The following is an 11,443-nucleotide window of genomic DNA, read 5'->3' as shown; positions in this document are numbered from 1 at the left end:
TTGGTTAATCGGAAAATTTATTTTGTCTTGATTAGTTTTTTTGTGAGAGAAATGCTTTCTGCCTTCATGCTTAACATGTAGGCTCCTGTGCTGAGATTTTTTCCATCAATGGTAAAGGATGTTTTTCCTGAAGGAACATCCATTTGTTTTTTTACAATCAATTTTCCGGTAATGTCGGTGAGTTCGTAAGAAAAAGTTTCTCCTGAAGGGAGTGAGAAATTAATCTGGAAATTATTTGTGAAAGGATTAGGAAATACATCCACCGAAATTTCAGTTGGCGCTATAGGTGTAACTCCCATTGCTGCGCTTGCGTCAAGCACAAACAAACCATCCTGCATATCGCTGGCAAGAAGAGTGCCGCTGGGCAAATCAACATAAGCGCCCCAGCAGCCTGAGTAATCAGGATTGGGGCAGGTTGGACAATTTGTCGGAGCCGTATCAAAAAATCCTGACCGCGTAACATTGGAAGGATTGGAGATATCAAAAATCTGAACCCCATCCTGATAATATGAAATCACCGAGCGCGCGCTGCTTCCGTTCGGGATAAAAACATTATGAGGAGTAGCAGTGGTTGTTGGAGTTGAGCGGAAGTTATCTACGATGGCAAGATTGGAGAAGTTGGAAACATCAACAGATTTTGCCGTAAGATTTGCCGGCACTTCATCCGCAAAGATGAGCGTTTTGCTGTCTGCCGTGAGAGCGCTGTTATGGTTGTAAGCACCTCCGGGTTCGTAATTAGTTATAGAGCCGATTTGCGTGAGCGTGTCGCTGGGATTTAATTTGTAAATAAATAAACCGCTCCAGGAAGAAGAAGCATAGCAGGTATCGTTTTTCACAAAACAGTCATGCACATTATCGTTAGATGGATAGTCCTGTTCCAACCTTCTCAGCAAAACCGGATTTGCCGGACTTGAAATGTCGAACACCGCCATGTTGGAATGACCACCGTTGTTGGGAAGATATACGCTGTTCAGATACATGGTGGCATTTGCTTCGTCAATAAAAATAGAATGTGAGCGCGAAACAAGAATGTTCTTGTCGTATACTACATGAACTGAATCGGGAAGCGGACTCATGTCAATTATCTGAATGCTGTTCTGATTGTTTGCATTCACCGCGTCATCACTCACCGCATAAAGATAGTTCTGGTAAGTTTTGTATTCGCGCCAGATGCAGGAATCTCTTCTTCCTTTAACATAATCCCGCACCACCGGAGCAGTGGGAACAGTCACATCAATGAAATACGTTCCGTCTGTTGAGCCGATGATGGCGTACTCTTTATTGTCCTGCGGGTCAGCCCATCCCCACACGCTGTTGTAGCGGATTGCGTAATAAGGTTCAGAAACAGTTGCCGGATTGTCCCATTTAGAAAGTAAAGAAATGTTTTGAGAAGAATATTGGGCAAAAGAAAAGGTACAAGGTACAAGGTGCAAGGTACAAGGTAAAATGCAGAGAAATAAAATTCGTTTGATGGTAAATCGCACATCGTACATCGTACATTGTACTTTCTTGTTAAGTTTTTTCATCTGTTAAATTTTGAGCGAACTTAGGAGAAAAATCCGAGATGGCAAACCCCGTAGGAAAATAATTCCAACGGGGCAAATAAAAATATCCTTAAAAAATTGTAACTATATTGATTTTTGTACGTAAAAAATTCCATTGTTATCATTCACCTAAAAATTCCCTCATGAAAAAATTATTCTCCCTCATCATTTTACTATCAGCAACCATCATCTCCACCGCCCAGCCCGTAGCAAGTTTTTCATTCACTCCAACGGGAACCATCTGCATGGGGGATACGGTATATTTCACCAACCTCAGCTCGGGTTATGATTCATCCCGATGGAACTTCGGTGATTTTTCACCCGTTGATACTGCTACCAACTCTAAGCATTTATATGGCTGGTCGGCTGCGTTTAATGTAAAACTCACAGTATATAATACCGGTTCGGGAGATAGCAGCGTGATTATAAAATCCCTGTATGTTACCGGTGTTCCCGCCACATGGTATGCCATGTTTAACATAGCTCCTGCAAGTCCGGTTTGCTTTGGCACCGGCATCACGTTCACCGATTTCAATTTTATGTTCATGCCTCCTTCGTTTGTGATATGGGATTTTGGAGATGGTGACAGTTCGGGTTTATTTACGCCCACCCATAATTACGCAGCGCCCGGAACGTATTCGGTCGTTCTCACAGCCGGCAATGCCTGCGGAAGCGATGCAGATACTGTCGCTGTAACAGTTAGCGCAAACGCTCCTCCTCCCATGCCAAGTTTTTTTGTTTCTCCCACTCCTGCCTGCCCCAGCACAATGGTAGCATTCTCGAACTCCAGTTTCCCAACTCCCGTCAGCACGGTCTGGACCTTTGGAGATGGCGATTCAGCATTCACATTGAACACAGCCCATTCCTATACTGCCCTTGGCACATTCACGGTGAGCATGACCGTTGACAATGGCTGTAACGACACAACCATTTATAAAACAGTGGCTGTCACCAATACCATTGTGCCAACCGTAAGCGCCACTGCCGGCAATGATACCGTTTGCATCAATGATACAATTGCTTTTGCAGGAGGCGGAACCAATCTCACAAGTTTCCTCTGGAATTTTGGCGATGGCAACACATCGCTTCAGCAAAACCCGAAACATTCCTATTCATCGCTGGGAACGTATACGGTCACTTTCACCGGAACAAACGGCTGCGGAAATTCTGCCAACAAAACAATTGTGATAAGGGTATTGGCTAATGCTCCTCCCATAGCAAATTTCTCGTTTACGCCTTTTGCTAATTGCTCGGGGTTTTCACAAATCTGCCCGGGCGCTGTTGTTTATTTTACAAACGCAACTGTGAACGGAGTGAGTTGGAGCTGGAATTTTGGCGATGCCGGAACTTCAACGGCAATGAATCCAACACACAGCTATACGGCAACAGGCAGTTACACCGTTACGCTTATTGCCATCAGTTCCTGCGGGGGAACCGCCACCATCAAAAAATGTTTGAGCGTTGCGAATAATGTCATCCCGTCTGCCTTTTTTTGTTACGGTTTCGGCTGCATTCCGGGGGCGGTATGTCCCGATACGCCAGTTCAGTTTAACAATTTTAGTTCTGATACCACTTCTGTGTTTTGGGATTTTGAAGATGGCAACACGTCAACGCTCGTGAATCCATCTCATCCTTTTGCCGATACAGGAACTTACATTGTGTCAGTGACCGTAACCAACCTCTGCGGAAATTTTGCTACCTATTCTGCAGGAGTGCATGTTACTTATGGCAACGTGCCATCGGCATCTCTTTTTTACTGGCCCGCAACCGCCTGCCCAGGCACCACTATTAATTTCTCTTCATTCAGTTTCAGCGCGACTGATTACTATTGGGATTTTGGCGATGGGGGAATTGATTCCATCCAGAATGCTGTTCATGCGTATGCTTCATCCGGCACCTACACCGTTACGTTGATAGCCAGCAATGGATGCGGTGGCGACACCATAACGCAAGTCATCGGTATCAGCGATGGTTCCACGCCCGACTTTACTTTTGCTTCTACCTGCTTTGGAAATACAACATCCTTCACGGATGCTTCTTCGCCCACACCTGCTTCATGGGCTTGGGATCTTGGCGATGGAAATACTTCCACGCTTCAGAATCCTACACATACCTATACAGCAATTGGAACTTATCAGGTTATTCTCACAGTTAATTTGAACGGATGCGTTTCTTCCGTCACAAAAAATATTTCGATAACTAAAATAAATCTTTCTTCAAGTTCAACGCCTGCCACCTGCATTGCGCTTGGTTCTGCTGCTGTTTCTGCTTCGGGAGGAAATAATCCCTACACATATTTGTGGAACCCGGGCGGACAAACGACTTCTGCCGCAACTTCACTGGCTCCGGGAAATTATTCCGTAACTGTCACGGATGTTATCGGATGTACTGCTACAACCACCGCAACAGTAGGAAACGTTGGTGCGGTAGTATTTTCGATTTGCTCCAGCACAAATGTTTCCTGCAACGGAGTGTGCGATGGCTCTGCGAGTGTTTGTCCTGCAGGAGGACTTGCACCTTATACTTATTCATGGTTTCCTGGCGGGCAAACCACTACTGCCTTCATAAATCTATGCGCTGGAAATTATACAATGACCGGCACCGATGCAAATGGATGCACCGATACCGCTGTGGCAGTGATAACACAACCTGCACCGCTTACTCCTTCCATCACCGTAACAAATGTTTCGTGCAATGGAATGTGTGATGGCTCAGTAACTGCATCCGCATCCGGTGGAACTCCTGCTTATACTTATGCATGGTCAAGCGGTTGCACACTTGTATCGTGTACAGGTTTATGTGCAGGAACGTATACTGTAATAGTGACAGATGCAAATAACTGTACAGCAGCGAGCACCGTTTCTGTAACACAGCCCGCAGTTCTTGGTTCGGGAATTGCCGGAACAAATATTTCCTGCAACGGAGCAGGCGATGGCTCGGCTGACCTTACCGTAACTGGCGGAACACCTCCTTACACATGTATCTGGAATCCGGGCGGAGCAACTACTGAAGATGTGAGCGCGCTTGTGTCCGGTTCTTACACGGTGGATATTACAGATGCAAACGGTTGCACCGCTTCCGGTTCAGTGACTATTACTGAGCCTGCTGTATTGGCGATAACTATAGATTCCATCCGGGATGTTTCTTGTAATGGAGGAAGTGATGGTTTCATTTTCACAACAGCGGGCGGTGGAACTTCTCCTTACACCTATTCATGGAATCCTAGCGGACAAACTTCAGGAGATTTGAGCAATGTAACTGCCGGAGTTTATACGGTAACCATTACAGATGCCAATGGGTGCACTGCCACCGTAAGCGATACCATCAATGAGCCATCGGCAATTGCAATGTTGGTTGATTCAACAAACAATGTTACTGTTTGCTCGGGAAGCGATGGTGCAATTTATATCAGCGCCAGCGGAGGAACAGGCGCTTACACTTATTTGTGGAATCCGGGAGGTCAAACAACAGAAGACATTACAAACATTCCGTCCGGTCCTCATACTGTGATAATAACTGATGCCAACGGATGTATGGCTTTTGCAACAGTAACCATAACTGACCCGTCAGCAATGATAATTAATGTTGATTCCACTTTTGATGTTTCCTGCTATGGAGGCAGTGATGGAGAAATTTATATTTCAGTTGTTGGTGGAAATCCACCGCTCGGTTATACATGGTCAAACGGAAACACAACCCAGGATTTATCCGGATTAATAGCCGGCAGCTATACCGTTATTGTAACGGATGCCGGAGGATGCAGCGCAACAGGAGTATTTAATGTAGCGGAACCATCGGTTTTGATAGATACAGCTTCTTCCGTTGACGCCAGTTGTATCTCCTGTTGTGATGGAAGCGCAAGCGCTGCGCATTCAGGAGGAACCTCTCCTTATACGTACATGTGGCTGCCGGGCGGACAAACAACTGCGTCAGCAATCGGACTTTGTGTTGGAACTTATACGGTTTGCGTAACGGATGCTAACGGTTGTTCTGTTTGCGATTTTGTTACGGTTCTTTTTCCTATAGGCATTTCTCAATACTCAATACTTAATACTCAATACTCAATTTATCCTAATCCCACAAGCGGAGTTTTCAATATGCAGATGAGTAGATTTGAAAATGTGCAGATGAAAATCTATAATGTGTATGGAGAATGTATTTATCAGCAAATCTGCACATCTGCACATCAGCAAATTGATTTGTCTTCTCAATCCAGCGGCATTTATTTCCTACACCTAAAAACAGAGCAAGGAATAATTACTAAGAAAATCATAATTAATAAATAAATACAATGAAAAAAATTCTTCTCGGCTTGACAATTGCTTTTACCTTGACAACTGCGCATACAAACTTTTTGTTTGCGTCCATTGATATTGGAATAACCGGCATTCTAATTCCAAATGGAAATATTTGCTCGCAGCCTACTGGATTTTATCCGAATGTAGTTTTGAAAAATTTTGGACCCACTACTCTTTTGTCATGTGTTATCAACTATCGTTTTGATAACAATCCACTGCAAACTTACAATTGGAATGGTTCTCTGCTGGCAAATCAAGCTGTTAATGTTACATTGAATTACATGAATACATTTCCTGGAAGTAGTCACACATTTACATGTTATTCAAGCAATCCAAACAGCGGAAATGATATGAATTCCGCAAATGATACTTCCGTTAGCACATTCTTTTATCCTTATGATCTTCAAATGCCTGAAAACTTTAATGTTTCAGTATTCCCTCCCGAAGGATGGCAGATAATAAATTATGATAGCAGCATTACTTGGGATACTATGTTTGTTGATACGGTTGACAAATATTCATTATACATGGATAACTTCCATTACAACATATCTGCAAAAGGTCAAGTGGATGAAATTATTTCTCCACCAGTTGTACTCGGTACATATCCAGAAGTATCTTTTAGTTATGCAGATAAAAAATATACTGACCCCGTTTTGAATCCTGTTTATATGGATACACTTGAACTTTTTATATCGGCTGATTGCGGCAGCACATGGTCATCAATATGGAAACAATATGCTGCTCAACTGGTAACAGGCATACCTTCTTTTGATACAAATGAATTTGTTCCGAAATTTTCCGACTGGGCACAAACATATATTGGACCTCCTCTTATGCAGTGGAGTGGTCAATCTGTACTTTTTAAATTTCGATACACGACAGATTGTGAAAACAACTTATACATAGATAATTTTTTTGTTGATGCGTATATGACGGTGAATGAAAATAATATTGAGAATTCGATAATTCTGTTTCCCAATCCCTTTTCTTCCCAAACAACTTTGCATACAGACAATTATTTAACAAACGCAACCCTCACAGTTTACAATTCATTCGGGCAGGTAGTAAAACAAATAAAAAATATTAATGGGCAGACGGTTACTCTCACGCGCGACAATCTTCCAAGCGGGCTATACTTCATTCGCCTCTCCATCAATCCCTCTTCCAGCGGGGGAGGGACACAGGCTTGCCCCAATCGGAGCATCGGGGGAGGGGGCTATGAGGTCATTGCAACGGATAAATTAATAATCAATTAACCCCAAATCAAAATGGAAAAACTTCAACATCTGCACGAAATATTAGCTTGGCTTTTGCCGGTAATAATCATCCTTTCAATTTGGGAAGCAATTTGGAAATTAATTGCCATGTGGAAAGCAGGTCGGAACAATCATCTTGTTTGGTTTATTTGCATTGCTCTTATCAACACAGTAGGTATTTTACCAATCGTTTATATTTTAATGCACAAGAAAAAATCAACCCAATAGAAATCGCGAAGTTGCGCTTCGTATGTGAGTAGCATGTAAGTTCTTCCGCCAATAACAGCACAACTGTGCAGGGTATATTTACCGTAAAGCTGAAAACATCCAGAACATAAAAAAGCATCAAAAATCTATTATTTTATAGGTGTAGTATTGTTTTCTGCTGATTTATGATACATGAGATGTAATCTATCGTACCTCAGAAGTAATCTGGTTTACTTATTTTGTAATCTGGTTTACTTATCTGCTAATCTGGTTTGCTAATCTGTTAAACTGGTTTACCTCTGAGGTAATCCGGATTACTAATGAGGTTATCTGCCTTACTTCTTTTGTTATCTGGTTTACCAGCGAGGTAATCCGGAAAACAAAATTAGTAATCCGGTTTAGCAGAGAAATGCGATGGATAACTTCAAAAGTTCGATTGTTTGCTTTGTTTTTACAGTCCCTCCACCAGTTCCTTCATGATTTTTGTCATCAGCGGCTCGGCTTTTTCCGCAGCTCGCTGCACATCTTCGTGCGTGGTTTTTACAATCCTGCCTTCCACGCCCACATCGGTGATAATGCTCATGGCAAAGCAGGTAATGTTCATGTGATGCGCGGCAATCACTTCGGGTACGGTGCTCATGCCCACAGTGTCGGCTCCGATGATGCGCATGTATTTGTATTCAGAAGGAGTTTCAAGTGTGGGTCCTGTCAGTCCCGCATAAATTCCCTGCTGAACTTTTATGTTGTGTTTTTTCGCAATCGCTTTTGCATTGGCAATTAAATCTTTATCATACGCATCGCTCATGTCAGGAAAGCGCACGCCCAGTTCGGAAAGGTTTTTTCCGATGAGAGGGTTCGGCATGAGGTTAATATGGTCGGTGATGATCATCAAATCGCCAATTTCAAAACCGGGGTTCACGCCACCGCTTGCGTTGGAAACAAAAAGAGTTTTAATGCCGAGGTATTTCATCACCCGCACCGGAAATACAACCTGATGCATCGTGTATCCTTCGTAATAATGAAAACGCCCCTGCATCGCCACCACTTTTTTTCCTCCCAGAATGCCGAAAATCAATTTACCCGAATGACCTTCCACCGTGCTCACAGGAAAATTCGGAATGCTTTCGTACGAAAGAGTATTATGAATTTCAATTTCTTTCACCAATCCGCCAAGCCCTGTTCCGAGAATGATTCCCACTTCGGGCGTGATGGAAATTTGCCTTTTAATGTGTTCTGCTGTGCTTTTGATTTGTTCTAATGACATAATCGGTTATGAGTTTATTGAATTCTTCTTTTTCTTTTTCGTCAAACGTAACTTCAATCGGGATGTAATAAACTGGCAGCTTGCCGATAATTTCCACCAGACCGAGTTTATCCAAACGCATGGCGTCTTTTTCAGTGGTGATGATGATTTTGTTTTGAGAAGTAATGCTGTTAAATCGTTCTGCCAATTGCGTTACTTCCAAAATCGTATATTCGTGGTGGTCAGGATAATGGATAGGGATGATATTTTGGACTTTATCTTTCAGATAATCTTCAAGAGGTTTTGGATTTGAGACACCGGTGAGGAGAATAACAGCCAGCCCATCCCCATCCCTTCCCAAAGGGAAGGGAGATTGTGTGTCAAGTCCTTCCCTTGGGGAAGGATTTAGGATGGGCTTGATTTCTCCATACCTGACATGCGAGAAGAGCGCCTGTTGGTGCGGTTCAGGATTTATTTTTTTCAGGATGATTCTTTTTTCCACAGGAGATAGATTGTCAGGGCATTTTGTAACGATGATGATGTCCGCTCTCTTTTTCCCTGCTCTCCATTCGCGAAGCGAACCCACCGGCAGAAGAAAATCATCGTAAAACATTTTTTCGTAATCGCTGAGCAAAATACTTAATCCCGCTTTTACCCTGCGGTGCTGAAAGCCGTCATCGAGTAAAATAACTTTTAGCTCAGGAAATTGTGAAAGAAGTTTTTTTATTCCGTGCTTTCGGTTCTCATCCACCGAAACAATCACATCCGGAAATTTCTTTTTGAATTGAAGCGGTTCATCGCCAATCTGAAAGGAAGTGGAATCGTTTTCCGCTATAAGAAATCCTGTTGTGTGGCGCTTGTAGCCGCGACTCAGTGTTGCAAGCGGAAATTTTTCTTTCAAAAGGCGAATCAAATATTCTGTCATCGGGGATTTTCCTGTTCCACCAACCGAAAGATTTCCAATCACAATAATTCCCGTTTCAAATTCCTTCACAGGAAAAATGCCGAGGTCGTACACCAGGTTGCGAAAAAAAATCACCGCGCCATATAAAAAAGCAAATGGGAATAAAAGAAACTTTAAAACTTTCATATTATAAAAATAGTAATATTGAGGAATGAAATCTGTTTTCATTTTTTCATTTATTTTCTCTCAACTTGTTTGCTGTTCCTTTATTTTTTCACAGGATAAAGAGGTGGACAGTTTGCTGGTTGCCTTGAAACATTCCGGGAAGGATACAAACAAAGTTGAAATCCTTACTAAACTATGCTGGGATTTACGAAAATCAGAACCTGATAAAGCGTTGGATTATGCCATGCAGGCGCTGCATCTTTCACGCGAAATTAATTACAGAAAAGGAATTGCGCTTTCACAAAATCATATCGGAGGAGTATATAGATATAAAGGAGAATATCAGTCCGCATTTGCGTATTACGATTCAGCACTTACAATTTTCACAAAGATTGAAGACAAAAGAAATTCGGCAGCAAGTTTGAGCAATCTTGGTTTGATACGCAGCGCTACAGGTGATTACGCTGTTTCTCTTGACTATCATTTGAAATCATTAAAGATTCGTGAAACATTGAATAATGAAAAAGAAATTGCAATCTCTTTGGTGAATATCGGAATAGTTTACGGGTATCAGAAAAATTCTCAAATGGCTCTTGATTATTATAAACGAGCCACGGGTATCTTCGAAAAAATTAATGATAAAAATTCTCTTGGAGCAGTTTTGAATAACATCGGAACTATTTACGATGACCTCGGCAATATGGAAGAAGCAATGCAATACTATCAACGTTCTTTAAAAATACGGGAAGAAACTGGCGATAAACACGGCATTGGCGGTTCGCTTATTAATATCGGGCTGATATATTTCACGCAAAAAAAATATTCTCAGGCATTAGATTGCTATGAAAAGGCGTTGAAAATAAAAACAGAATTCGGAGATAAAAGAGCCATTGCGGAAATTTATGGAAACCTTGGAGATTTGTTTTCTCAGAAAAAGGAATATGAGAAAAGCATTTTGTATTTGAATGATGGATTAAAACTTGCTTTGGAAATCGGTTCGAAAGACGATGTGGCTGGCGTGTATAAAAAATTGTCAGAAGTTTATTCTGAAAAAAATGATTTTAAGCGTGCCTATGAATACCACAAGCTTTATGGTGAAACAAAAGACAGTTTGCTTAATGAAGAAAGTTCGAAACAAATCACCGAAATGCAAACCAAGTATGAGACCGAGAAGAAAGAACAACAAATTCTTCTGCTGAATAAGGACAAAGAATTGCAGGATGCTCAATTGAACAGGCAAAAAATAATTATCTGGTCCGTTGCCGGAGGATTGCTTGTTGTCTTAATACTTTCCATTTTTATTTTCCGAGAAAGAAGAAAATCAGAAAAACTTTTACTGAACATTCTTCCCGTTGAAACAGCAAGAGAATTAAAAGCTAATGGCAAAGCAACCGCAAAACATTACGAAAGCGTAACTGTAATGTTCACTGATTTTAAAAATTTCACTGGCATTGCAGAAAAACTTTCAGCAGAAGAATTAGTGAGCGAATTGGATTTTCTTTTCAAGAAGTTCGATGAAATAATTTCAAAATATCCTATCGAAAAAATAAAAACAATTGGCGATGCTTACATGTGCGCAGGTGGATTGCCTACTTCAAATACAACGAACGCGATGGATGTTGTGAGTGCCGCATTGGAAATTCAGGAGTGGATGAAAAGCCCCCTCCTGACCTCCCCCGTTAGGGGAGGAAAAAAATCTCAAGTCCTCCCCAATGGGGAGGATTTAGGTGGGGCTTGGCAATTGAGAATCGGAATTCATACAGGTCCCGTTTCAGCCGGAGTGGTTGGTGATAAGAAATTTGCTTACGATATTTGGGGAGATA

Annotated in this window: 7 protein-coding genes; 4 read left to right on the top strand and 3 right to left on the bottom strand. The window is 41.9% G+C overall.

The window, feature by feature from the left end; translation table 11 throughout:
* Positions 1-17 precede the first annotated feature (17 nt).
* Entirely contained in the window at positions 18-1,526 is a 1,509-nt protein-coding gene (locus HY841_11385; GenBank protein MBI4931358.1) for a choice-of-anchor B family protein, read from the bottom strand.
* Positions 1,527-1,687: 161 nt separating this feature from the next.
* Here HY841_11385 and HY841_11380 point away from each other — a divergent pair, with 161 nt between their 5' ends.
* Genes HY841_11380 through HY841_11370 form a run of 3 tightly spaced genes read left to right on the top strand, consistent with a single transcriptional unit; the run spans position 1,688 to position 7,329 of the window.
* Entirely contained in the window at positions 1,688-5,830 is a 4,143-nt protein-coding gene (locus HY841_11380; protein ID MBI4931357.1) for a PKD domain-containing protein, read from the top strand.
* A 5-nt stretch (positions 5,831-5,835) separates the two neighbouring features.
* A complete protein-coding gene (locus HY841_11375; protein ID MBI4931356.1) occupies positions 5,836-7,101 on the top strand; it encodes a T9SS type A sorting domain-containing protein in 1,266 nt (421 codons plus the stop codon).
* Between the two features lie 12 nt (positions 7,102-7,113).
* The gene (locus HY841_11370) at positions 7,114-7,329 is read left to right on the top strand and encodes a hypothetical protein (protein MBI4931355.1); all 216 of its coding nucleotides are present in this window, start codon (positions 7,114-7,116) and stop codon (positions 7,327-7,329) included.
* Between the two features lie 430 nt (positions 7,330-7,759).
* On the opposite strand, the gene HY841_11365 is transcribed toward HY841_11370, so the two are convergent.
* Positions 7,760-8,572, bottom strand: coding sequence for a purine-nucleoside phosphorylase (locus tag HY841_11365; GenBank protein MBI4931354.1), 813 nt, complete (start codon positions 8,570-8,572; stop codon positions 7,760-7,762).
* Positions 8,532-9,683: a tetraacyldisaccharide 4'-kinase gene (gene lpxK / locus HY841_11360; protein ID MBI4931353.1), complete on the bottom strand. Its 1,152-nt coding sequence runs from the start codon at positions 9,681-9,683 to the stop codon at positions 8,532-8,534. The genes HY841_11365 and lpxK overlap by 41 nt, the downstream gene beginning before the upstream one ends.
* Here lpxK and HY841_11355 point away from each other — a divergent pair.
* Positions 9,667-11,443: tetratricopeptide repeat protein (locus tag HY841_11355; protein ID MBI4931352.1), on the top strand; the 1,777-nt coding region annotated here is incomplete at its 3' end. The two genes, lpxK and HY841_11355, sit on opposite strands and share 17 nt — an antisense overlap.

This window comes from Bacteroidota bacterium (genome assembly GCA_016213405.1).
Taxonomy (GTDB): Bacteria; Bacteroidota; Bacteroidia; order Palsa-948; family Palsa-948; genus Palsa-948.
This window is presented reverse-complemented; position numbering and strand designations above follow the sequence as displayed.